Origin of the sequence: Sphingomonas sp. (genome assembly GCF_030145815.1) — a bacterium.
Taxonomy (GTDB): domain Bacteria; phylum Pseudomonadota; class Alphaproteobacteria; order Sphingomonadales; family Sphingomonadaceae; genus Sphingomonas.
Map to the genome: position 1 here is coordinate 59,200 of NZ_JAIXHL010000007.1, position 21,229 is coordinate 80,428.

A 21,229-nucleotide genomic window follows, 5' to 3' on the forward strand; every position below is an offset into this window, starting at 1 on the left:
GCGAGCCCTCGGGTTCGCTCGCGCTTTTTGTGTTCAGCTCTCGGCGAGGTCGTCTAGCGCGGTACGGTCCAGGATCGCGATGCCGTGGCTGCCCTGCCGCACAATGACCCCCGCATCCTCCAGCGCGGTCAGCGTGCGACTTACCGTCTCGATCGTGATGCCCAGCAACTGCGCCATCTCCCCGCGCGTCAGCGGCAGGTCGAAGCTTTCGGCATCGTGGCACGGCGCGGGACTCGCCGCCCGCGCAAAGGCGAGGATCAACGCCGCGACGCGCCCCTTGGCCTGTCGCTTCGAAATCAGGTCGATCAGCGCGCGGCTTTCGTCCAGCTCGCGGCTGACTTCGGCGAGCAGCCGCCGGGCGAGGGCGGGGCGGGTGTCGCTCAGCGCGGCGACATGCGACGCCGGAAACAGGCATGCCTCGCTGTCGGTCAGCGCGGTGACGTGAAGCGTCGCAGTCGGCGCGAACAGCTGGCCGAGCATGCCCGCCGGGTGAACCAGCGCGACGATCCGCTCGGTCCCGTCGCGGTCGATGGTCGACATCTTCGCCGCACCGCGGGTGAGCGTCGCGCAGACCGTGGCCGAGTCTCCCGCCGCGACGATTGTCTCACCTCGGGCATAGCGGCGATGGTGCCCGATCCGAGCGAGCTCACCGCGATCGTCTGGCGACAAAGCCGAGCAAACGGCGCGATCGGCGACCGGACAGGTATCGCAAACGATCGGAGCCGGGCTGCTCATCGCCTCACGCCACCGCTTCGAGCAGCCCTTCGAACAGGCGGCGGCCGTCGCTGCCGCCATGCGCGGCTTCGATCTTGCGTTCGGGGTGCGGCATCATGCCCAGCACATTGCCGCCGGCATTGACGATCCCCGCGATGCGCCGCGCGCTGCCATTGACGTCGCTGGCATAGCGGAACGCGATGCGGCCCTCACCCTCGAGCTGGTCGAGCGTCGCGGCGTCGGCGAAGTAATTGCCATCATGATGCGCGACCGGGATCGAGATCGTCTCGCCCGCATCGTAACGGCTGGTGAAGATCGACTGGCTGTTCTCGACCGTCAGCGCGACATCGCGGCACACGAAGTTGAGGCCCGAATTGCGCATCAGCGCGCCGGGCAGCAGGCCGGTTTCGGTCAGCACCTGGAACCCGTTGCAGATGCCGATCACCGGCACGCCGCGATTCGCCGCATCGACCACCGCGCGCACCACCGGCGACCGCGCCGCAATCGCCCCGCAGCGCAGATAGTCGCCATAGGAAAAGCCGCCGGGCAGCGCGATCAAGCCAAGGCCGTCGGGCAACTCGCTCTCGCCATGCCAGACCATCGCCGGCTTGGTCCCGGTCACGCTCTCGATCGACACCGCCAGGTCGCGGTCGCAATTCGATCCGGGAAAGACGATGACGGCGGTTTTCACTGCTTTTCCACCCGATAGTTTTCGATCACCGTATTCGCGAGCAGCTTCTGGCACATCGCGTCGATGTCCGCGTCGCTGGTGTCGTCGGCAACGTCGAGTTCGATCAGCTTGCCGACGCGCGCTTCGCCGACGCCCGCAAAGCCGAGCGAGCCCAGCGCGTGTTCGATCGCCTTGCCCTGCGGGTCCAGCACGCCGTTCTTGAGGGTGACGACGATGCGCAGCTTCATGGGGTTTCCTCCGGGGATGTGCCGCGCCCTATGGGCCGATGCGCGCTCGGGTTCAAGATTTCATCGCCCGTTTACCGTCATGCGCGACACTCGGCGTTGCCGAGTCGCCATCGTGAAGGCTGGCCCGGCATGGAGTAAACGCGTCATGGCATTTCTGGCGATCGCCCTGTTCGTCGCGCTGGCGGCGTTCGGCAGGGAGTATTTCGGGTGGAGTGACCCGAGCGGGCAGGTTCAGATCGCGCTGATCTGCTCCTTCATCTTCGGCATCATCGCGGGGTTGAAGGCGAAGGGGTAGGGTTGCCGCGATTGTCAGCCGTCATCCCCGCGAAAGCGGGGACCCATCTCGTGCGCTGGCCATCCAATACGACCGTTGTGCGTATGGAAAATCCGGGAGATGGGTCCCCGCTTTCGCGGGGATGACGAACTTGAGAGCTTACTTCCCGCGCTTCTTGCGGTGCGTCTCCAGGTCCAGCACCGCCGAGTCTGCGCCCTCGGGCAACAGGCCCAGTCGGCGTGCGACTTCCTGATAGGCTTCGACTTCGCCGCCCAGGTCGCGGCGGAAGCGGTCCTTGTCGAGCTTTTCGCCGCTGGCCATGTCCCACAGGCGGCAGCCATCGGGGCTGATCTCGTCGGCCAGGATGATGCGCGCATAGCCGTTTTCGTCGAAGATCCGCCCGAATTCGAGCTTGAAGTCGACCAGGCGGATGCCGATCCCGGCGAACAGGCCCGACATGAAATCGTTCACGCGGATCGCCATGTCGGCCATGTCGTGCAGCTCTTCCTGCGCGGCCCAGCCAAAGCACAGGATATGCTCGTCGGTGACCAGCGGGTCGCCCAGCGCGTCGTCCTTGAAATAATATTCGATGATCGTGCGCGGCAGCGGCGTGCCCTCCTCGATCCCCAGCTTCTTGGCCAGCGATCCGGCGACGACGTTGCGCACCACCACCTCGATCGGAACGATCTCGACCTGGCGGATCAGCTGCTCGCGCATGTTCAGGCGGCGGATGAAGTGGGTCGGGATGCCGATATTGCCGAGCAGCGTGAAGATATGCTCGGAAATCCGGTTGTTGAGCACGCCCTTGCCGTTGATCGTGCCCTTTTTCTGGGCGTTGAACGCGGTCGCATCGTCCTTGAAATACTGGATCAGCGTACCGGGTTCGGGGCCTTCGTAGAGGATCTTGGCCTTGCCCTCATAGATCTGGCGGCGGCGTGCCATAGGGGGTCCTTCAGAAACGCGGTGCCCCGGCGGCACGGTCGCGCGACGCCGGGGCTGTAAGGGCGGGCCTATATCGAAAGCCGACCCGGGGCGCAATCAATCGCTGGCCTCGGTCGCGGCGGCCCGGCGCCGTCGCCGCCAGCGCAACGTCAGCCAGATCAAGGGGCCGAACAGCAGGCCCCATGGCGCCAGAACGATCAGCACGGTGAGCAGCCCGCGTAGCCCGATCAGGAACAGGTTGCCCGAATCGGCGAAGGTGTCGCCCAGCTGCGCGCCAAAGCCGCCTGCTTCGGGAGCCTGCGCATTATAGCCGACCTCGATCGTCGAAAAGGCGACCCGTCCCTTGAGTTCGGCGAGCCACGCCTTGCCCTGATCCAGCTCTTCCTGTGCCTCGGCGACGGCACGTTCGGCGGCGACCAGATCGGCGACGCTGCCCTGACGCGTGCGCAGGATTTCGGTCAGGCGGCTGACCAGTAGCTCGCGCTGGCGGATGCGGACCTCGGCATCGACCATCTGCTTGGATACGTCCTCGGCCTCGATTGCCGTTTCGACGGGCCGACCGCCCTTGTCCGATGCTGCTTTATTGAGCGAATCGAGAAACGCGCGCGCGCTCTTGCTCTCGACGCGGAGCTTGAGCGTGCCATTGCCATATTCGGCCTCGCCGCCCGAGCGGTTCAAGCCGCCGAGTTGGCAACGCGCGGGCCCCATCTGGTCGCATAGCGCGACATGCGCCTGTTGCAGCGCAGGGATCGCGTCGCCCGGCAGGCGATAGCCGACGCGGTAGATATAGGCGATACGGGGCAGCGTCACCGCAATCGGCGCCGCCGTGGGTTCCGCTGCGGGCTTGGCTCCAGCAGGCTCGGCCGCGTCGAGCGCGACCATTTGCTCTTCGGCAACGCCCGACTGGCTTGGCTGTCCACAGGCTGCGAGCATGGCCAACGCCAGCATCACCGGTGATCGCGACACGGTTCGGCGCATCAATATCCCTCCCGTCAATCAGCGCATCATTTGCGCTGATGATATCCAATCACATTGGAGGGCATTAAACAATGCCGCATTTCCGCCACAATCTGAGGTGGCTGGTTCAGCCCGGATTATCGTCCCGGTTGAACCAGCGCTGGATCGCGTTGCGCCGTTCGGGTTCGCCCGGCTCGCGATAGGCGTCGTCTTCGTCCTGACCGGTGGCCGGCGCGGGCGCGCCGCCCGTGCCGTGGATCAACAGCCGCAGCACCAGCACCGCGACGACCATCAGCAACAGCCACGGGCCGACCGAAGCCAGCACCTGCGCGATTCCCGCAGCCGATGTCACCAGCTTGTTTCCCGCGTCGCGGAAGCTCGCATCAGCCGATCCGTTCAGACCCGGTGCGGGCGTGCCGGAGGCATAGGTGATCAGCACCGGCGCGGTCGCCATCGTCTCGCCGCTATCGGCCTCCGATTCGGCGATCACGTCGAGCGCGGTCTGCAACCGGCGGGCGCGATCCTGCTGGATCGGATCGTTGCTCGCCTTGGCATTGGCGAGCTGTTCGCGCAGCCGTCCAACCAGCGCGTTCGATCGCGCGCCAGCGGTGGCATCCGCACCGGCAATCTCGGTCTCGACCAGCGCCCCGCCGCCGCCGACCACGACCTTGGTTGCGGCTTCGCCGAAATTGCGCGCAACGGAAGGATCAATGCGGAAGGTTAGCGTCGCCGCGATCCGGTTCGCCTCATCGACACGATAGCGCAGCGACAGGATGCGGCACCGCGCCGGGCCCAGCTTGTCGCAGCCCGCGGCATGCGATTCCACCACTGCCTTCACATGATTGCCCGGCACCTTGTACGCATAGCGATAGTCGAACGCCCCGCCGGTCGCGGTGAGCGCTGCAACGGCCTCGGTGCTGATCTTGTCCTGATCCTTTTTGGGCGCGGCTTCGCACCCGGCCAGCGCCACGATTGCCAGCAATGCCGCTACGATTCGCATTCGAGTCCCCCTGCGGTCCGTGCGCGGAACGATAGGCGAGATGGTTAACCGCCGGAAGGGCGAGTCTGCGCCGCTGTGCCGAATCGGGAAGCGCACCCGCGCCGCGTTTCTGATTTGTCCCGGCGGGGCAGCGTTGCTATCGCCATCGGGATGGCCACCGACCTTACCGACCCCTTCAACGCGATCGTCGACGCCCCCTTCGATAGCGCCCTGTCCGAACGCTACCTTGTGTATGCGATGTCGACCATCACCGCGCGCTCGCTCCCCGATGTGCGCGACGGGTTGAAGCCGGTGCATCGCCGCCTGCTGTGGGCGATGCGCGGCCTCAGGCTCAACCCGAACGAAGCGTACAAGAAATGTGCACGCGTCGTCGGCGACGTGATCGGCAAATACCACCCGCATGGCGACCAGTCGGTCTATGACGCGATGGTCCGCCTCGCGCAGACCTTTGCGCTGCGCTACCCGCTGGTCGACGGGCAGGGCAATTTCGGCAATATCGACGGCGATAACGCCGCCGCCTATCGCTATACCGAAGCGCGGCTGACTCAGGTCGCGATCGACCTGATGGACGGGCTGGACGAGGATGCGGTCGAGTTCCGCCCGACCTATAATGGTGAGGATCATGAGCCCGAGCTGTTCCCCGGCCTCTTCCCCAACCTGCTCGCCAATGGCGCCAGCGGGATCGCGGTCGGCATGGCGACCAGCATCCCGCCGCACAACGCCGCCGAGCTGATCGACGCCGCAATCCTGTTGATCGACCAGCCGAACGCCAGCGACGCGCAGGTGCTGGAACATGTCCGCGGCCCCGATTTCCCGACCGGCGGCATCGTCGTCGACAGCCCGTCAGCGATCGCCGACTCCTATGCCACCGGGCGCGGATCTTTCCGCGTCCGCGCAAAATGGGCGCTGGAGGATCAGGGGCGCGGCACGTGGCAGATCGTCGTCACCGAAATCCCGTACGGCGTGCAGAAGGGCAAGCTGATCGAACAGATCGCAGCGCTGATCAACGACAAGAAGCTGCCGATCCTCGCCGACGTCCGCGACGAATCCGATGCCGAAATCCGCATCGTGCTCGAACCGCGCGCGCGCACCGTCGATCCCGACACGCTGATCGAAAGCCTGTTCCGCCTGTCGGACCTTGAGGTGCGCGTGTCGCTCAACCTCAACGTGCTCGACCACACGCGCACCCCGCGCGTGATGAGCCTCAAACAGGCAATCGCCGCCTGGGTCGACCACCAGTTCATCGTCCTGCGCCGCCGCAGCGAACACCGGCTCCAGAAGATCGCGGACCGGATGGAGCTGCTCGACGGCTATATCATCGCCTTCCTCAACCTCGATCGGGTGATCGCGATCATCCGCACCGAGGATGAGCCCAAGCCGGTGATGATGGCCGAGTTCGAGCTGACCGACCGCCAGGCCGAGGCGATCCTCAACATGCGGCTGCGCGCGCTGCGCAAGCTTGAGGAAATGGAACTGCGCAAGGAGCGCGAGGCGCTGGCCAAGGAACAGGCTGAGCTTCAGGCACTGTTGTCGAGCGAGGCGCGGCAGCGCACCCGGATGAAGCGCGACCTGACCAAGGTGCGCGACCGCTACGGCCCCGAAACCGCGCTCGGCGCGCGCCGGACCGTCGTGGCCGAGGCCGCTCCAGCGCGTGAAATCCCGCTTGAGGCGATGATCGAGCGCGAGCCGATCACCGTCATCCTGTCGCAACGCGGCTGGATCCGCGCGCTGAAGGGTCATGCCGAACTGGCGAGCGCGGAGACGGCGAAGTTCAAGGAAGGCGACGGCCCGTTCATCGCCTTCCACGCGCAGACGACCGACAAGCTGCTGCTCGCCGCCGAAAATGGCCGCTTCTACACGCTCGCCGCCGACAAGCTGCCCGGCGGGCGCGGCTTTGGCGAGCCGGTGCGGCTGATGATCGACCTGGACGGCGGGACCGGCATCGTCGGCCTGTTCCCGGCGAGCGCGGCGCCGAAGCTGCTCGTCGCTGCCACCGACGGCCGCGGTTTCCTGGTCAAGGCGGAGGATGTGCTTGCCGAAACGCGCAAGGGGAAGCAGGTCGTCACCCCGCGCACTGGCGCCACGCTAAAGCTGGTGCGCCCGGTCGGAGCGGAGGATGACTATGTCGCGGTGATCGGCGACAACCGCAAATTGCTCGTCTTCCCGATGACCGAACTGGCCGAACTGGCGCGCGGGCAGGGGGTGCAGCTCCAGCGCTACCGCGATGGCGGCCTGTCCGACGCGGTCACCTTCCGCTTCGCCGATGGCCTCAGCTGGCGGATGGGGGGCGAACAGGGGCGGACGCGGACCGAGGCTGACCTGGCCCCGTGGCGCGCGGCGCGCGGTGCGGCGGGGCGGATGCCGCCGGTCGGCTTTCCGCGCGATAACCGCTTTTAATCAGGGCAAGTCGTTTCCGGCAGCGGGCGTCACAGGGACGCGTCTTCAGCACCGCTTAACCAAATGACCCTAACCCGCTTTGGTGATGTTGTTATCGCGCCGCCGGAAGGACAAGCCAGTCCCCGTGCCCGTCCCAGTGACGGGGCCGGATCCGCGTGTCCTCGGCCCGTCCAGCACCGCGCAAACGCTCAATTTGCTCCCGATTCCTGCCGCAGTTGTGGAACGCGGGGCGCACGGGCTGGTCTTCGAATCGGTCAACCGCCCCTTCCGCCTCGCCGGCCTTGGCACCACCGCCGATCTCTCGCCGGTGATTCGCCAGCTCGGCGCGCGGATCGGCAGTTTCCTCGATTCGGATACCAATGATTGCGAATTCGACTGGGAGTTGGGCGATGCGGTCGATGCGCGCTTCTTCCGCGTCCGTTTCGCCCGCCGCAGCACCGAACGCGACAATGGCCGCTGCCTCGTCACGCTGATCGACCATACCTCCGAACTGCGCACCCAGCGCAGTCTGCGCCGCGAAATGCTGACCGACAGCCTCACGGGCCTGCCCAACCGTGCAGGCTTCGGTGAGGATCTGGAGGCAGAGATCGAGCAGGGCGGGATCGAGCGATTCGCGATCCTGGTCATCAATCTCGACCGGTTCAGCCGCATCAACGCGTGCATGGGTGGCCTAGCCGGCGACGAGCTGCTGATCTCGGTCGCGCGTCGGGTGAAGGGCGCGCTGCGCGGCCATGACGTGCTCGCGCGCACCGGTGGCGACGAATTCGCGATCCGCCTCGAACTCGATGAGGGGCTGCAGGACGCGCTGCATGTCGCCAAGCGCATCCAGAATGCACTGACCAGCCCGTTCCGCCTGTCCGATTTCGAGATCCGCGTCGATTGCGCGATCGGCATCGCGATCGGCGAGGGGGAGCGCGGCGACGCCGAAGAACTGATCCGCCACGCACAATTTGCGATGAAGCGCGCCAAGAAATCGGGCCGCACCGAAGTCTATCAGACCCGCGCATTCGACGTGGTGCGGCAGGAGTTCAGCATCGAGACCGAGCTGCGCCGTGCGATCGATAATGGCGCGCTGGCACTCAATTTCCAGCCGATCTGCGACCTGGCCTCGGGCAAGATCGTGTCGTTCGAGGCGCTGGCGCGCTGGACCACCGAAAGCGGCATCGCACTGTCCCCGGTCGAGTTCATCCCGGTCGCCGAGGAGTCGGGGCTGATCGTCCCGCTCGGTCGCTGGGCAATGCACGAAGCGGCGCGGGCGATGGCGGTATGGGACGCGCGCGCGGGCGGCGATTGCGGGGTCAAGGTCGCGGTCAATTTGTCAGCGATCCAGTTGCAGCGCGACCAGATCGCCCCGATGGTTCAGGCCGCGCTAGAGGCCAATGGCGTCGATGGCCGCAAGATCACGCTGGAACTCACCGAAAGCGCACTGGTCACCGATCCCGACCGCATCGCCCAGACGATGCAGGCGCTCAAGGACCTCGGCACCACGCTGGCGATGGACGATTTCGGCACCGGCTATTCGAACCTCGCCTATCTTCAGAAACTGCCGATCGACGTGCTCAAGATCGATCGCAGCTTCGTCTCCGGCATGCTCGCCGACCGCGACAAGGTGGCGATCGTCCGCGCGATCCTCAGCCTCGCTCAGGCACTGGGCATGCAGACCACGGCCGAGGGGATCGAGACCAATGAACTCGCCCAGACGCTCGCGGCTTTGGGCTGCAATTACGGGCAGGGCTTCCTCTATTCGCGCCCGCTCTGCATCGATCAGGCTTATTCGCTGCTGCTCGAACGCAACGCCTGATCCGCCACCGCGTCGGCAATCTGCGCGACACGGTCGTCACCGGGGAAATCCTCGGCTACCCACTGATTTTCCACCGCTCGCAGCGCGCGGGCGACATCCGGACCCTTGGATAGACCACGCTGGATCAACGCGCCGCCGCTGATCGGCAGTCGCGGAATGTCCCACCCGGTCAGGTCGCGCGCATCCGCCACGGCGGTCGGGCAATCGAACAGGAACAACCGGTCGATCGCTTCGTCTCGCCCCAGCCGATAGGCGGCGGCGCGGGGGGCGCCGAACAGGTCGGCGTCCGTGGCCGCGATCAGCCGCTTGCGCTGGACGTTGGAGAGCTTGAGCCGTGCGCCGACCGATTCGGCGACGGCGGCATCGGCGGGCAGCAGGGCGGCGAGGCGGCGGATCGGGTCCGGCTCCAGCCCTGCTTCCGCCTCCAGCGCCGCGACCCGCGCAAGTCGTTCGACCGCAACGATTTCCGGGATGACGGGGCGAAAAATTCCGCGCTCCAGCATCAGTGCGATCACGCGCACCGCGTCCTTCGCGACGACCAGCTTGAGCAGTTCGTCCGCGATCCGCTCACGCGACAGCGCCATCAGGTCGTTGGCGCGCGCGGTGCAGGCGTCGAGCGATGCCGGATCGGGGCTGTCGCCGAACCGGGCGAGGAAGCGGAAGAAGCGCAGGATGCGCAGATGGTCTTCGGCAATGCGGCGCAGCGGATCGCCGATAAAGCGCACATGCCGCGCCTCCAGATCGGCAAGCCCGTCGAAATAGTCGAACACGGCACCTGTTGCCGGATCGGCGTAGAGCGCGTTGATCGTGAAATCGCGCCGCGCGGCGTCTTCCTTCCAGTCATCGGTAAAAGCGACGGTGGCGTGGCGGCCATCGGTTTCGAGGTCGCGGCGCAGCGTCGTCACCTCGACCACCGTCCCGCTGCTCACCGCGGTCACCGTGCCATGGGCCAGCCCGGTCGGAATGACCTTGATCCCGGCGCGCTCCAGCCGCCGGATCACCTCCTGCGGGTCGAGCGGCGTCGCGATATCGACGTCGGACACCGGGATGCCGAGCAGCGTATCGCGCACCGCGCCACCGACCACGCGGGCATTGCCCGGCCCCAGCGCAGCGGTCAGCCGGTCCAGCCCCGGCCAGTGCCGCCACGGCGCATCGGGGAGCTTCACGCTGTCCACTTCAGCCGCCGCGACAGATTGACCAGCATCGCCGCCGTCGCGCCCCAGATCCGAAATTCCTGCCACATGATCTCGTAATAATGCCGATCGCGACCCTGCCACTCGACGCTGGATTGCAGCTGGTTGGCGGGGTCGAGCACATAGTCGAGCGGCGCTTCAAAGATCGCCGCGACCTCGCCCGGTTGCGGTGTCAGAACCAGATCGGGCGGGATCACCGCGACGACCGGCTGCACTTCGAACCCGGTGACGGTGCGGTAGCGGTCGGCAAGGCCAACCACCTGCGCGGCATCCGGCTCCAGCCCGATTTCCTCGCACGCTTCGCGCAACGCGGCGGCGGTCGCGTCGGCGTCGCCCGCGTCGATCCGCCCGCCCGGAAAGGCGACCTGCCCGGCATGGCGGCGCAGCGTGTCGGTGCGCTGGGTCAGGATCAGGCCGGGGCGGGGGCGGTCGGTCACCGCGACCAGCACGGCGGCGGGCATCGGCACGCCATCCGCCGCGATCGCCTCGTCCAGCACATCGCCGACGATCAGCTCGGGCGCATCGTCATGCTCGGCATCGAGCGCGGCGCGCAGCCGCTCCGCCAGCGTCATGCCGGGGTCATCGCGAAAAACGCGCCGTTGCTCCACACCCCCGGCGGGTTCGAGCCATTCTCCAGCGCCAGCGCCGCCAGCTCATAATAAACCGGCCGCGCCACCAGCGCCTCCAGCCCGCGTCGCACGTGCAGATAGGGGTGAGGGCCGTCGTCATGCTCCTCGAAGCGCAGCGCGTGCTCAGGCCCGGCCGGGATCAGGTCGCCGGTGTTCAGCCGGAACGCAATCCGCGCCGCGTCGCCCGCACCCTCGACCTTCATCTCGACCGCGACGAACGGCGCGTCCTCGACCTCGATGTCGAGTTTTTCGACGGGGGTGACCAGGACATGGCGGCCATCGGGTTCGCGCCGCAGGATCGACGCGAATAGCCGCACCATCGCCGGGCGCCCGATCGGCGACCCCTGATGAAACCACGTCCCGTCGCGCGCGATGCGCATGTCGCTATGCCCGCAATGCTCGGGATTCCAGCTGTCGACCGGGGGCAGTTTCTGCTCGTCCGCCAGCCGCGCAATCTCGGCGAGCGACAGGCTGGCGAGGTCGGGGGGCGGGGTCATCGGCATTGGAGTGGCGTTAGGCGCTTTTGGGCGTCGGGGTAAAGGGTCGGGGTCAGCGATCTTCGCCCCGGGGGCATTGGCGGCGTTGACTGAACGTCGGGCTAAACAGGTCGTAGAATCAAATAACCGGCAGATCGGCTAACGACCCCGTTGCGGACATTAGCGCGAGCGGCCAAGCTTGGCCCGTGGAGGCGCTATGGGTCTGACGGATTGGTTCAGCGGTAAGCGTAAGGATGCGGGGGACATCGACCTTCCGGTCGAGTTGATTTCAATCGGCGGGCCACCGGAGCTTGCCCACCTCTTCATCGACATACCAGCCGTCGATATATTGCGCGGTCTCGACGGTTGGCGCTGGGTGGGGCTGTCCGGCCTCACGGCCATTGCTGTCTCCGCGTTCGGGGAAGTGTTCTTCCGGGACGACGTTGGTGCAATCCACCAGATCGACACGATAGAGGGGAAGCTTTCAAAGGTAGCCGCTTCTCTCCCGGACCTTACGGCTACGCTGCAGGATGCGGACGCTAGGGACAGTCTGTTGTTAGGGGGCTTAGTCATTGGGGCGCGGAACCGGGGACTCTTGCTCGAACCCGGCGAGTGTTACGATTTCAAGCTCGCTCCCATCATCGGTGGAAAGATGGACGTCAGTGATATGGAGAAGCTCTCTTTCGTCGTGAAGCTTCACATAGCGGGGCAGCTCCACGAACAAGTAAAGGATCTGCCGCCGGGAACTCCAATCGGCAAGGTGACTATCTTACCCTAATGGCAGCTTTCCACCCACTTTCCGCCGTTGCCGCGATGACACTGCCTGCCCGAGAGCGGAAGCAGCCGTCCTTCTACTCCGTCATCCTGAACTTGTTTCAGGGTCCACGTCCCCGCAGGCGACGCAGCAGCGGATGGAAGGGTGGATGCTGAAACAAGTTCAGCATGACGGGGGTAGGGTATGCCCGCTTCCCGCGCGACCGCAGCCATTCGACCGCCATCCTGATAGCCGCCATTGATGACTTTACGCCCTACCGCCGCGGCCCCACCACTCCAGGCATGTCTGGCGCAGGACCGCGCGCCAGCAGCCGCTCCCGCTCGAACGGCCCCGGAAGCCGCCACGCACCCGTCCGCGCGGCATCGAACCCGAATTGCGCATAATAGTCATGGTCGCCGATCAGCATCAGCACGGCGTCGCCCGCGCCCGCGATCGCCTTCCACATCAGCGCGCGGCCGATTCCGACATTCTGCCGCTCGGGCGAGACCGCGACCGGGCCGACCAGCACCATCGGCGTCACGCTGCCATCGTCGCGCGCCAGTTCGACCGGCCAGCACTGGATCGATCCGACCAATGTCCCGGCCTCGACCGCGGCAAAGCTCAGCGCCGGAACTGCCGCCACGCCGTCGCGCAGGCGATAGGCGGTGCGGCCATGGCGATCGTCCCCGAACACCCGGTCGAGCAGATGTTCGACCGCGTCCCGATAAACGTCCGACAGGGGCACCAGCTCGAACAGTGGCAATCTCCAGCAGCCCGGGGGATGGACGCCGGGGGCGCGCGCCTTTAGCCCCGAACGCACGTCAGGCATAGCGGAATAAGGGGACACATCGGTGAAGCTGTATGACGCACCCTGGGCACCCAGCCCGCGCCGGGTCCGCATCTTCCTGTCCGAAAAGGGGGTAGAGGTGCCGCGCGAGGCGGTCGATCTGCGCTCGGGCGAGCATCTTGCCGACGCCTATCTGCGCATCAACCCGCGCGGCGCGGTGCCCGCGCTGAAGTTCGACGATGGCGAGGTGCTGTGCGAATCGGCGGCGATCTGCCGCTATTTCGAGGCGCTGCATCCGGAGCCGCCGCTGTTCGGGCGCACGCCGATCGAGATTGGCCGGATCGAAAGCTGGACCCGGCGGATCGAGGGGGATGGCTATGCCGCCGTCGTCTATGTGCTGCGCAACACCACCAGCGCGTTCAAGGATCATGCGATCCCCAATGCCGGGCTCAGCGTCGCGCAGATCCCCGAACTCGCCGCGCGCGGCGCGATCATGTGGGATGGCTTTGTCGAGGCGCTCGACGCGCGGCTGGCCGACCGGCCGTGGATCGCGGGTGAGGCTTATAGCTTTGCCGACATCACCGCGCTTGTGACCGTGGATTTCGCGCGTGCTGCGAAGCTCGCGGTGCCGGAGCATCTGGGCAACCTGCGCCGCTGGCATGGCGACGCAAGCGCCCGGCCCAGCGCGTCGGCCTGAACGGCCATTGCCGTTTGCGGGGGCCGGGCCTATGGGCGCGCGATCAGTTTCCCCGAGGGGTTTTTCGTTGCACGACCTTCTTCAGCTTCAGGTTCGCGATCTCGAGGTTCAGGTTCTCACCGGCGTCTATTCCGAAGAGACGCATTTGCCTCAGCCGCTGCGCATCTCGATCACCGTCGACATGGCGCCGGGCGACCCGTTCCGGCCGGACACGCCGCTCGACGCATCGAAATCCTATCTCGACCTCAAGCACGCCGCGACCGGCGCGCTGCCGCAGGGCGTGCATTTCACCCTGATCGAGGGGGTGGCGGATCATATCGTCGAAACGCTGATGACCGGCGACGCACGCATCCAGCGGGTCGAGGTCGAGATCGTCAAGCTCGCCATTGCCGAGGCGGACGAGCGGATCGGCATCACGCTGGTGCGGTATCGGAAGTAAGGGGCGATCCATCTATAAATCCTCCCCGGAACGGGGAGGGGGACCGCGACGCGAAGCGGCGTGGTGGAGGGGGCCCGAGGCACCGGAGTCCCTTGCCTCGGGCCCCCTCCACCAGCTTCGCTGGTCCCCCTCCCCGTGCCGGGGAGGATTGAGAAGTCGCCTAACTTACCGCCGGCACGGCCCCAGCTGCTCCAGGACGAACCGGTAATCCTCCCGCGCCGCCGCGATATTCGCCGGATCTTCGTCCGCCAGGCTGCTCGTGGGCAGCGCGCGCGGCAGGCCGCAGGCGAGGCGATACCAGAGCAATGTGTCGCGCGCCGGCGCGGCGGCGGCATCGTCGACGATTTCGCCCAGCGCCACTGCCCAGCGCTTCTGCTCGCCCGGCCGGCGCAGGATCGACAGCGAGATCGGCGCGCCATTGGCGGTCTGTACGAAAATCTGGGTCTCGCCTTCGCCCGGCAGCGATCCCGGCACATGAAACGCATTGCCCAGGCCGGTGATCGCCGGCGGCGCATCCGGGGCGACCACTTCGCGCGCGATCCGCCGGATCAGCGCGTCGAGCTCGGCGCTCCAGTCGCGCTGTCCGTCGAGCGTGGTGAGCTGAATCATCGTCGGCTGACCCGCGACCGGGCGCGCGAACAGCAGCACGCGGCGCTTGTTGAGCTTGGGTGCTCGCCCGCGCGTATCGAGCGGGACATCGACGACATAGCCAACCCGCGTCGGCAGCGGCGCATCGGCGCGAATCAGCGCCAGCACATCCGCCTCGACATAGAATCGCTGGTGCCCTGCGGCGACGTTGGCGGCCTCCGGCCCCTTGATTCGCGTCGCACTGCGAATCCGCACGTCGAGGATCGCCGGCGCACCGACCACCCGATCCGCAATTTGTGCATAGGGTGGCAGCACCACCCCGGATTCGGCGACGAGCTGCGCCGCGGCGGGCGGCAACAGCGCCGGGGAAGCCGCGAAAAATGCGGCACAAAGCGATACGATACGGGGACGAAACATGCCATTCATTCTAAGGCAATGTCCCAGCAGCATACAGAAATATTTCTGCCACGTGCGGATTATACGTTTATTACGTCCGACAAAGCGTTTGCGTCGCGCAAACCGCCGCGATAGGACTCGCGCCGCCGCCGGTCGGTCTTACGATTGCCCGACCGGGAGAGCCACGCCGACAATGATGCCAGGGTGCCGGGCAACGGCGCGGCGAATGAAGGAGTTTAGTTGCTGAATGGCCTACGCAGATCGTGATGTAGGAGGCAGTCGGATCGTGGCGATCGTGGTCGTCTCGGTCATCCTCGCCATTCTCGGGTACGTGTTCGTGACCGGGCTCGCCTACAAATATATCAAGGAAAAGGCCGAGGAGATGGAAGTCTTCGAGGTCCAGGAGCCGCCACCTCCGCCTGAGGAAGTGCCTCCGCCGCCGCCGCCGCCGGATTCTCCGGTCCCGCCGCCACCGCCGACGACCGTGGTTGCGCCGCCGCCGCTCGTGCAGACGCCGACTCAGGCGCCGCCGATGCAGACGTCGCCGACCCCGCCGCCATTCCAGCCGACGACGCCACCTGCGCCGCCGGCACCTCCGGCGCCGCCCGCACCGCCGCCGCCGCCTGCGATCAGCAAGGCCGCTGCCGCGCGTGGCAATCCGGGGTCGTGGGTCACGCCGGACGACTATCCGCCCGCCGCACGTCGTGCCGGCGACGAGGGTTCGGTCGGCATCACCTTTTCGATCAACGCCCAGGGGCGCATCGAAAATTGCCGGGTGACCGACTCGTCGGGTTCGTCCGCGCTGGATTCCGCGACCTGCAGCCTGGTGACCCGTCGTGGTCGCTACTCGCCCGCGCTCGACGCGGCGGGGAACCCGGTCGCAGGTGGATCCAAGTCGCTCCGTTTCCGCTGGCAGCTCGAAGACTGATGGGCGGGCGTGCTCCGCACGCCTGACCCGGACACCGACATCACAATCGTTATTTGATAGGGAAAGAACCGCACATGTTCACCACCATCCTCGCCGGAGCCGCTGCCGCACCGGCCCCCGCCACGAACTTCGACATCCTGCACGCCATGAACGAAGGCGGCGTGATCGCCTGGGGCACCGCCGCCATCCTGACCGTCATGCTGTTCTTCTCGCTCTTCATCCTGTTCACCAAGGTGTTCGAGCAGCAGAAGGTGCTGAACCAGTATCAGCGCGTCCGGGCGACCTTCTGGCAGTCGGGCAGTCTGCGTGAAGGCGCGGCGAAGCTCGAAAAGAACTCGGCCTATCGCCAGATCGTCGACGATGCGCTGCTCGCGCAGGACCAGTATAAGGAACTGACCGATCCGATCGAAGCGCATGACTGGCTGCACGGCTCGCTCAAGCGTTCGGAAGACGCGATCAACTCGCAGCTGAGCGGCGGTCTCGCCTTCCTCGCGACCGTGGGTTCGACCGCTCCGTTCATCGGTCTGTTCGGTACCGTCGTCGGCATTTTCCGCGCGCTGATCAAGATCGGTGCGGCGGGCGATGCGTCGATCGGCACCGTCGCCGGCCCGGTCGGTGAAGCGCTCATCATGACCGCACTCGGCCTCGTCGTCGCGGTCCCGGCCGTGCTTGCCTATAACTGGCTGCAGGCCCGCAACAAGCGGATCGCCGAACAGCTGGGTTCGTTCTCGAACGACGTGCTTGGCCACCTGGCGTCGGACGGTCGCGTCCGTCCGGCCGTGAAGGGTGCGAAGGCTGCGCCGAAGGCGCCGCCGGTCGCGACCACTGCCAAGGCCTGAAGCTTCGACTGATTGACCGTGCGGTGGCGGGCAGCCGCGCCGCACGGTCACCCGCCGGACCATCTGGGTCCGGGGACAGGATGCGAAAGATAGGATTGCGCCAATGGCGATGAGTGTAGGCGGCGATGGCGCCGAAGAAAAACCGATGTCGGACATCAACACGACGCCCCTGGTGGACGTCATGTTGGTTCTCCTCATCATCTTCCTGATCGCGATTCCCGTCGCGATTCAGTCGGTCGAGCTGGAACTGCCCAAGGTGGCGTTCGAACCGACCGAAACCAAGCCGGAGAACGTCCTGCTTGCGGTGCGCGGCGATGCGAGCGGCAATTGCCAGGTGTTCTGGCAGATGACCCCGATCACCAGCGCGGAACTGCTGAAGCGTGCAAGCGACAATCTGCAGGCGGTGGTCGACCGGGTCGGCAAGGCCAATCTCAAGCCGGACGATATCCCCGAAGTGCACATCCGCGGCGACGCCAACGCGCCGTACAAGTGCATCGGCGGCGTCGTTTATACCATGCAGAGCGCGGGCTTCGTCAAAGTCGGCTTCATCTCGCAGCCGCAACTGGGCGCCCAGTAAGCCCGAAGTTCAGGAGTACACACCATGGGAATGAGCGCCGGTAAGAGTGATGGCGAGCCGATGATGGAGATGAACACGACGCCGTTGATCGACGTCATGCTCGTCCTCCTCATCATGCTGATCGTCACCATCCCGCCCCAGTCGCACGCGGTGAAGGTCGATCTTCCTCAGCCTTCGCCGGATCGACCGATGGACCCAGTCCAACCGCAGAAGAACAAGGTCACGATCGAACCCGATGGTCGCGTCTATTGGAACGGCAGCGAGATCGATCTGGTGACGCTGCGGCAGTATCTCGACCAGAGTATTCAGATCAGCCCGGAGCCGGAGCTGCACTTCCAGCCGAACCCCGAGGCGCGCTATGAGCGCGTTGACGAGGTGCTGGCGGTGATCAAGCGGTCGGCCGTGACGAAGCTCGGCTTTGTCGGGAATGAGCAGTACCGGACAGCGTTCTGATCGCTGCGGCGAACCGAACGGACATCAAAGGGCGGCCCTCGGGCCGCCCTTTTTTATTGTGCTGCCAAGAGCTTGCGGCTGACCGTGACGATTGCAATCAACGCATTTGCGCCCCTGAAACATTAATGACACCAATGTGTCATTGAACTGTAATATTAGGAGAGCGTGCAGTGCATAAGATCCTCGCATCGATTGTCCTGGCTGCACCGCTGGCGATGACCCCGGCGGTGCAGGCCCAATCTGCCGAACAACCCAATGCCCATCTCGCGATCGCGGCGGGCGACTATGATCTCGCCGAGCGCAAGCTGCTCGCCGAACAGCGCATCTTCCCCGCGCGTCCGGAAGTGATGCTCAATCTTGCTGCCGTCTATGCGCGCACCGGGCGGGTGGCCGAAGCGCGCGCGCTCTATCATCGCGTGCTCGCACTCAAGCCGGTGGCGATGGACGTGGCGGATGGTCAGGTCACCGCCTCGCACGCCGTCGCCCAACGCGGCATCCGCTTGCTCGACGCCGGCCAGATGGCGCGCCGGTAAGGGTATCGGGCTTCCGCTCCTCAATCCTCCCCCGCAAGGGGGAGGTGGCATGCGCAGCATGACGGAGGGGGAGGAAGCCAACACGCGGAGATGGGGGCAAGAGGGATAGGACGAAGCCGTCCTCCCCCTCCGTCGCCTACGGCGACACCTCCCCCTTGCGGGGAAGGATTATGGGGTTCGAATTCCCCTACAACCGCGGCAACGTCACGCCGCGCTGGCCCATATATTTGCCCGCCCGGTCGGCATAGCTCGTCTCGCACGGCTCGTTCCCCTTGAGGAACAGGAACTGGCACGCGCCCTCATTGGCATAGATTTTAGCGGGCAATGGCGTAGTGTTGGAAAACTCCAGCGTGACATGCCCCTCCCATTCGGGCTCCAACGGCGTCACGTTGACGATGATCCCGCACCGCGCATAGGTCGATTTGCCAAGGCAGATGACCAACACGTCGCGCGGCACCCGGAAATACTCGACCGTCCGTGCCAGCGCGAAACTGTTGGGCGGAATGATGCACACATCGGTCTGGCGATCGACGAAACTGGTCGACGAAAAATCCTTCGGGTCCACCACCGCGCTGTCGATATTGGTGAAGATCTTGAACTCGTCCGCCACCCGCGCGTCATAGCCGTACGACGACAGGCCGTAAGAGATACACCCCTCCCGCCGCTGCGCCTCCACAAACGGCTCGATCATGCCGTGCTGCGTGGCCTGTTCGCGAATCCAGATGTCGGAAAGAATGCTCATCAATAGTCCCTACCCAGCAGCGACCACCTTTCGCGTGCCGTTCTTTAAAGAGCAAGCGTCACCGCTGTAGCGGCGCCTTAACCCCGTGTTGAATTTTGGCGAACCATGCTGCTGCAATGGAGATGCGGCCCATCTACCCCGGGACCGACGCCAGTGCCGAGCAAGTGCTCGCGCTGGCGGAAGAGTATCGCGCAGCCGCGCACCACCTCCTGCAGCGCGGCCAGCGTGGTAATCCTGCGACCTGGGCGCCCGCACGGCTTCTTGCGCTTCAGGCGATCGAACTGCAGCTGAACGGCCTGCTGCTATATCGCGGCCTTGAACCTGCTGCGATTCGCGCCCTTCAACACGACCTCGCGCGCCGGTGCGCGCTCGCATTCGCCTTCGGCATCGTGCTTCGCAAACGGACTGCGGATCACTTGCGCGCGCTCCATGACGGGCGTGAGTATCTCACGACACGCTATGCGCCGGAATGCGCCGCGTCCTGGTCGCGGATCAACCGCTTGATGGCAACGCTGGATGAGGTCTCGTGCAAGGTGGCGAAAGCGACCGGATTGCCCGTCAACAACCCCGCTTAGCCAATCCCCAAATCCCCCGGCCCGAAGGCATGCGGCAACAGATCGCTCAACCGGTGCGTCTCATACGCGTCGCCCTCAGCCCCAGCGCAGAACACCGCAAGATCGCGCCCGCCCAGCTGCGCCGCCTCGTTCAGCACCTGACGACACCGCCCGCACGGACGGATCGGGTCGCTGCCCTGCGCCACGCCGTCGGTCATCATGCCGCCGATGATCCCAACCGCGACCACCTCGCGCAGCCGTCCTTCGGCATTCGCCTTCGCCGTCGCAACCGTCTCGGCGCACAGCGACAGGCCGTAGCTCGCATTCTCGAAATTGCAGCCCGTCACGATGCTGCCATCGGTCATCAACAGCGCCGCACCGACCGCGAAGTTGGAATAGGGCGCATGCGCATTGCGCGCGGCGTCGCGTGCGGCGGCGATCAGGCGGGGGGCTTCGGTGTCGGTCATGGGGCGATAACGTTCCAGTTTACGGGGCGCTCGGCCCCTTCGATGCGGCGGATGGTGCTGGCCTGCCACAGCCGCCACGGGCGGGCGGAATAGGCCGGCGGAAAGAACATGCCGGTGCTCCACAGCGGCCGATCGATCGCGCCGCTCACCTGATAATGCGCTTCGAAATCCGGGCTGATGCGCAGGATCACCGGCTTGCCGCTATGCGTCTCGATCGTCGCGGCGAGCTGGCGCAGCTCGACCAGCACCACGTCGCGCTCGGGCCGGGCGGGGCAATCGTCGCGGAACGCCAGATCGATCGCCACCGGCAGCGCATCGGCATCGCGCGGCACGGTCGCGGTGAAGTTCCCTGCCTGATCGCTCGCCAGCTGGCACAAGGAGAATGCGTGCAGCGCTCCGCGCCGGATCCCCGCCTCGTAAATCCCCGCCCAGTTTTCCGCGAACAGCGCGTCGCGCACATCGGCGCCCACGGTCGCGCGGGCATAGGCGAAATCGAGATTGCTGCTGCGCGCGGTGAACCAGTCGATCTTCCCCGCTTCGTCCGACACGTCGATGCCCTGCTGCGCATAGTCGCTGCGCGCCGGGGCCCAGGCAATCGCCCACATCCACGCGCACACGCCGACCAGCGCCAGCGCCAGGATGACCCCGCCCCAGATGCGCAATGCCTTCATGCCTTGATATGGAGCACGCAGATCAGCGTGAACAAGCGCCGCGCGGTCGCGTGATCGACCGCGATCTTGCCGTCGAGCCGCTCCATCAACAGCCGCGCGGCATCGTCGTGAATGCCGCGCCGCGCCATGTCGATCGTCTCGATCTGTGTCGGCGTCGCGCTGCGGATCGCCTGGAAATAGCTGTCGCAGATCGCGAAATAATCGCAAATCGGGCGGCGGAATGCGGCGAGGCTCAGGATCAGCCTCTCCAGCGCGCTGTCATCCTCCCGCTTGATGTCCAGCTGCAACCGCCCCTCCGGCACCGACAGCGCGATGCGGTACGGCCCGGCATAGCCATCGGGATAGGCGCGTTGCGGCGCGAAGCTGTTCTCCTCGATCAGGTCGAAGATCGCGATCCGCCGCTCCTGTTCGATATCCGCCGAGCGCCACAGGATCGTGCGCTCGTCCAGCGTGACGTCGATGATCCGGGGGTCGGCCATGCTGTGCCACTACCGGGCGCGCGG

The 21,229-nt window shown here is 66.0% G+C and carries 27 protein-coding genes; 12 read left to right on the forward strand and 15 right to left on the reverse strand.

Features of this window, described 5'->3' with window-relative positions:
- Nucleotides 1-33 precede the first annotated feature (33 nt).
- Genes KYX69_RS07810 through purS form a run of 3 tightly spaced genes read right to left on the reverse strand, consistent with a single transcriptional unit; the run spans nt 34 to nt 1,632 of the window.
- Nucleotides 34-795, reverse strand: coding sequence for a Crp/Fnr family transcriptional regulator (locus KYX69_RS07810; RefSeq protein WP_300495785.1), 762 nt, complete (start codon nt 793-795; stop codon nt 34-36).
- A complete protein-coding gene (purQ, locus tag KYX69_RS07815; RefSeq protein WP_300495788.1) occupies nt 740-1,405 on the reverse strand; it encodes a phosphoribosylformylglycinamidine synthase subunit PurQ in 666 nt (221 codons plus the stop codon). Before purQ ends, KYX69_RS07810 begins: the two co-directional genes overlap by 56 nt.
- Entirely contained in the window at nt 1,402-1,632 is a 231-nt protein-coding gene (gene purS, locus KYX69_RS07820; protein ID WP_066662225.1) for a phosphoribosylformylglycinamidine synthase subunit PurS, read from the reverse strand. Before purS ends, purQ begins: the two co-directional genes overlap by 4 nt.
- 145 nt (nt 1,633-1,777) lie before the next feature.
- On the opposite strand from purS, the gene KYX69_RS07825 reads away from it, so the two are divergent.
- Nucleotides 1,778-1,927, forward strand: coding sequence for a hypothetical protein (locus tag KYX69_RS07825; protein ID WP_300495791.1), 150 nt, complete (start codon nt 1,778-1,780; stop codon nt 1,925-1,927).
- A 138-nt stretch (nt 1,928-2,065) separates the two neighbouring features.
- Here the strand turns inward: KYX69_RS07825 and purC are convergent, their stop codons facing one another.
- The 3 genes from purC to KYX69_RS07840 all read right to left on the reverse strand — a co-directional run bounded on the left by purC (nt 2,066) and on the right by KYX69_RS07840 (nt 4,805).
- Nucleotides 2,066-2,848 carry a phosphoribosylaminoimidazolesuccinocarboxamide synthase gene (purC, locus tag KYX69_RS07830; protein ID WP_257843451.1) on the reverse strand — a complete coding sequence of 261 codons (783 nt, stop codon included), beginning with the start codon at nt 2,846-2,848 and terminating at the stop codon, nt 2,066-2,068.
- Between the two features lie 96 nt (nt 2,849-2,944).
- The gene (locus KYX69_RS07835; protein ID WP_300495794.1) at nt 2,945-3,826 is read right to left on the reverse strand and encodes a DUF4349 domain-containing protein; all 882 of its coding nucleotides are present in this window, start codon (nt 3,824-3,826) and stop codon (nt 2,945-2,947) included.
- Between the two features lie 106 nt (nt 3,827-3,932).
- Nucleotides 3,933-4,805 carry a hypothetical protein gene (locus KYX69_RS07840; protein ID WP_300495796.1) on the reverse strand — a complete coding sequence of 291 codons (873 nt, stop codon included), beginning with the start codon at nt 4,803-4,805 and terminating at the stop codon, nt 3,933-3,935.
- A gap of 150 nt (nt 4,806-4,955) precedes the next feature.
- Here KYX69_RS07840 and parC point away from each other — a divergent pair, with 150 nt between their 5' ends.
- The gene (gene parC, locus KYX69_RS07845; protein ID WP_300495797.1) at nt 4,956-7,202 is read left to right on the forward strand and encodes a DNA topoisomerase IV subunit A; all 2,247 of its coding nucleotides are present in this window, start codon (nt 4,956-4,958) and stop codon (nt 7,200-7,202) included.
- 136 nt (nt 7,203-7,338) lie between these two features.
- Nucleotides 7,339-9,003 (forward strand): EAL domain-containing protein, encoded by a 1,665-nt coding sequence (locus tag KYX69_RS07850; protein ID WP_300495799.1) that lies wholly within the window; start codon nt 7,339-7,341, stop codon nt 9,001-9,003.
- Here the strand turns inward: KYX69_RS07850 and KYX69_RS07855 are convergent.
- From KYX69_RS07855 to KYX69_RS07865, 3 genes are read right to left on the reverse strand one after another with little or no spacing between them, the layout of a single operon-like run.
- Nucleotides 8,973-10,130 carry a CCA tRNA nucleotidyltransferase gene (locus KYX69_RS07855; RefSeq protein ID WP_300496032.1) on the reverse strand — a complete coding sequence of 386 codons (1,158 nt, stop codon included), beginning with the start codon at nt 10,128-10,130 and terminating at the stop codon, nt 8,973-8,975. The two genes, KYX69_RS07850 and KYX69_RS07855, sit on opposite strands and share 31 nt — an antisense overlap.
- A 35-nt stretch (nt 10,131-10,165) precedes the next feature.
- Nucleotides 10,166-10,768, reverse strand: coding sequence for a CoA pyrophosphatase (locus KYX69_RS07860; RefSeq protein WP_300495801.1), 603 nt, complete (start codon nt 10,766-10,768; stop codon nt 10,166-10,168).
- Nucleotides 10,765-11,328: a DUF1285 domain-containing protein gene (locus KYX69_RS07865; RefSeq protein ID WP_300495804.1), complete on the reverse strand. Its 564-nt coding sequence runs from the start codon at nt 11,326-11,328 to the stop codon at nt 10,765-10,767. The genes KYX69_RS07860 and KYX69_RS07865 overlap by 4 nt, the downstream gene beginning before the upstream one ends.
- Before the next feature lie 190 nt (nt 11,329-11,518).
- Between KYX69_RS07865 and KYX69_RS07870 the strand changes: the two genes are divergently transcribed.
- Nucleotides 11,519-12,079, forward strand: coding sequence for a T6SS immunity protein Tdi1 domain-containing protein (locus tag KYX69_RS07870; protein WP_300495806.1), 561 nt, complete (start codon nt 11,519-11,521; stop codon nt 12,077-12,079).
- Between the two features lie 250 nt (nt 12,080-12,329).
- Here the strand turns inward: KYX69_RS07870 and KYX69_RS07875 are convergent, their stop codons facing one another.
- Nucleotides 12,330-12,812 carry a GNAT family N-acetyltransferase gene (locus tag KYX69_RS07875; protein ID WP_300496035.1) on the reverse strand — a complete coding sequence of 161 codons (483 nt, stop codon included), beginning with the start codon at nt 12,810-12,812 and terminating at the stop codon, nt 12,330-12,332.
- Between the two features lie 94 nt (nt 12,813-12,906).
- On the opposite strand from KYX69_RS07875, the gene KYX69_RS07880 reads away from it, so the two are divergent.
- Together KYX69_RS07880 and KYX69_RS07885 are read left to right on the forward strand one after the other, a co-directional pair.
- Nucleotides 12,907-13,539 (forward strand): glutathione S-transferase N-terminal domain-containing protein, encoded by a 633-nt coding sequence (locus KYX69_RS07880; RefSeq protein WP_300495808.1) that lies wholly within the window; start codon nt 12,907-12,909, stop codon nt 13,537-13,539.
- Between the two features lie 67 nt (nt 13,540-13,606).
- Nucleotides 13,607-13,978 carry a dihydroneopterin aldolase gene (locus KYX69_RS07885; protein ID WP_066659688.1) on the forward strand — a complete coding sequence of 124 codons (372 nt, stop codon included), beginning with the start codon at nt 13,607-13,609 and terminating at the stop codon, nt 13,976-13,978.
- Nucleotides 13,979-14,143: 165 nt separating this feature from the next.
- Here the strand turns inward: KYX69_RS07885 and KYX69_RS07890 are convergent, their stop codons facing one another.
- On the reverse strand, nt 14,144-14,983 hold the full coding sequence (locus tag KYX69_RS07890) for a hypothetical protein (RefSeq protein ID WP_300495811.1): 840 nt from the start codon (nt 14,981-14,983) through the stop codon (nt 14,144-14,146).
- A 226-nt stretch (nt 14,984-15,209) separates the two neighbouring features.
- On the opposite strand from KYX69_RS07890, the gene KYX69_RS07895 reads away from it, so the two are divergent.
- From KYX69_RS07895 to KYX69_RS07915, 5 genes are all read left to right on the forward strand, one after another.
- On the forward strand, nt 15,210-15,890 hold the full coding sequence (locus tag KYX69_RS07895) for an energy transducer TonB (RefSeq protein WP_300495813.1): 681 nt from the start codon (nt 15,210-15,212) through the stop codon (nt 15,888-15,890).
- A gap of 74 nt (nt 15,891-15,964) precedes the next feature.
- The gene (locus KYX69_RS07900) at nt 15,965-16,729 is read left to right on the forward strand and encodes a MotA/TolQ/ExbB proton channel family protein (RefSeq protein WP_300495815.1); all 765 of its coding nucleotides are present in this window, start codon (nt 15,965-15,967) and stop codon (nt 16,727-16,729) included.
- A gap of 103 nt (nt 16,730-16,832) precedes the next feature.
- Complete coding sequence (locus tag KYX69_RS07905) at nt 16,833-17,306, forward strand: biopolymer transporter ExbD (RefSeq protein ID WP_300495817.1); 474 nt, start codon at nt 16,833-16,835, stop codon at nt 17,304-17,306.
- Nucleotides 17,307-17,330: 24 nt separating this feature from the next.
- A complete protein-coding gene (locus KYX69_RS07910; RefSeq protein WP_300495818.1) occupies nt 17,331-17,759 on the forward strand; it encodes a biopolymer transporter ExbD in 429 nt (142 codons plus the stop codon).
- 170 nt (nt 17,760-17,929) lie between these two features.
- Entirely contained in the window at nt 17,930-18,292 is a 363-nt protein-coding gene (locus KYX69_RS07915; protein WP_300495820.1) for a tetratricopeptide repeat protein, read from the forward strand.
- A 187-nt stretch (nt 18,293-18,479) separates the two neighbouring features.
- On the opposite strand, the gene dcd is transcribed toward KYX69_RS07915, so the two are convergent.
- Entirely contained in the window at nt 18,480-19,034 is a 555-nt protein-coding gene (dcd, locus tag KYX69_RS07920) for a dCTP deaminase (RefSeq protein ID WP_260480770.1), read from the reverse strand.
- 122 nt (nt 19,035-19,156) lie between these two features.
- Between dcd and KYX69_RS07925 the strand changes: the two genes are divergently transcribed.
- The gene (locus KYX69_RS07925; protein WP_300495824.1) at nt 19,157-19,609 is read left to right on the forward strand and encodes a hypothetical protein; all 453 of its coding nucleotides are present in this window, start codon (nt 19,157-19,159) and stop codon (nt 19,607-19,609) included.
- On the opposite strand, the gene KYX69_RS07930 is transcribed toward KYX69_RS07925, so the two are convergent.
- Genes KYX69_RS07930 through KYX69_RS07940 form a run of 3 tightly spaced genes read right to left on the reverse strand, consistent with a single transcriptional unit; the run spans nt 19,606 to nt 21,205 of the window.
- The gene (locus KYX69_RS07930) at nt 19,606-20,055 is read right to left on the reverse strand and encodes a cytidine deaminase (RefSeq protein ID WP_300495826.1); all 450 of its coding nucleotides are present in this window, start codon (nt 20,053-20,055) and stop codon (nt 19,606-19,608) included. The genes KYX69_RS07925 and KYX69_RS07930 overlap by 4 nt on opposite strands.
- Complete coding sequence (locus tag KYX69_RS07935; protein WP_300495828.1) at nt 20,052-20,726, reverse strand: GH25 family lysozyme; 675 nt, start codon at nt 20,724-20,726, stop codon at nt 20,052-20,054. The genes KYX69_RS07930 and KYX69_RS07935 overlap by 4 nt, the downstream gene beginning before the upstream one ends.
- Nucleotides 20,723-21,205 carry a UPF0262 family protein gene (locus KYX69_RS07940; RefSeq protein WP_300495830.1) on the reverse strand — a complete coding sequence of 161 codons (483 nt, stop codon included), beginning with the start codon at nt 21,203-21,205 and terminating at the stop codon, nt 20,723-20,725. Before KYX69_RS07940 ends, KYX69_RS07935 begins: the two co-directional genes overlap by 4 nt.
- Nucleotides 21,206-21,229 lie beyond the last annotated feature (24 nt).